Origin of the sequence: Ensifer sp. ENS11, from assembly GCF_014851895.1 — a bacterium.
Classification (GTDB): domain Bacteria; phylum Pseudomonadota; class Alphaproteobacteria; order Rhizobiales; family Rhizobiaceae; genus Ensifer; species Ensifer canadensis.
In genome coordinates this window covers 1-1,013 of sequence record NZ_JACVAN010000050.1, presented here as the reverse complement: position 1 = coordinate 1,013, position 1,013 = coordinate 1, and the positions used below count along the sequence as shown (strand labels likewise).

The following is a 1,013-nucleotide window of genomic DNA, read 5'->3' as shown; positions in this document are numbered from 1 at the left end:
CAGGAGGCACGGTCAATGAACGACGGTTGATCATGCTCTGATGCGCGGGTTGGTTACCGCCGGACCTGATGCGTCGCGGAGCGTCCTCAGTCTAGTTGGCAGCGTCGGAATTAAACCGGCTGATAGTGGAAACGAGGGTTCTCCTGCCGTGACCGTGCCCCCAGCCTTGCCCAGGTGCACATGGCTTTCTGATCGGCTCTTCTCCTCCTCGCTGATCTAGACTTTGGCGGTGTTCAACGGGCGCGCGACCTGACATGCAATCGACCAGACGAAGCCCGACAGTTCGCGCGCAATCGCTGTGGTCACGGTCGTGGCTGGCTTTCCGGCCTTCGTGAGCTTGCGATAGCGGCCGCACAGCCGCACCTGCGCTTTCCACGCCGTATCGCGGATCGTTTTTGGAAGCTGCTCCTGGCGCAGCAATTGCTCGCGGCTCACCCTTGCTGGAAACCGGTAGCTCCAGGCCGCCTCGATCAACATGCGGCGTGCGGTTCCGTTCCCCGCTTTCGTAATGCCACCCTGGCGTCGGGTTGCGCCGCTCGAATGCTCCGATGGCACCAGTCCAAGATACGCCATCAATTGGCGTGGGTTTGTGAAGCGGCTGAGATCGCCCAATTCGGCAATCATCGTTGCTGCGGTCACCAGAGCCATGCCACGCAGCGATTGCAATGCATGGACGACCGGGGCCAATGACCAATCGCCCAACATGATCTCGATTTGCTTCGTCAGCCGATCCCGCCGGTCCGTAGCAGCCTCGATCGTCGCGATATGATCCTCAAGCACAATGTAGTGGGCCGGTTGCGCGAAGCGGAGGCCTGCCAGCCAACGGCGGTGCATCTGCGTCCAGGCTGGACGGCCATAATGGCAGCCATGGCGCAGGAGGAATCCACTGAGCTGCTGGCGCGCCTGTCGCAGGCTGCGCACGGCAGCCAGGCGTGCCCGCACCAGATCGCGCATCGCCTCATGGGCGGGATCGGGGATCCAGACGGCGCTCAGTTCACCAGCGCGATGAAGCC

Annotated in this window: 1 protein-coding gene; it reads right to left on the bottom strand. The window is 62.5% G+C overall.

Annotated features, from left to right (window positions below; genetic code table 11):
• Window positions 1-216: 216 nt before the first annotated feature.
• Window positions 217-1,013 (bottom strand): IS110 family transposase (locus IB264_RS34145; RefSeq protein ID WP_192435367.1); only part of this gene is annotated, 797 nt, incomplete at its 5' end.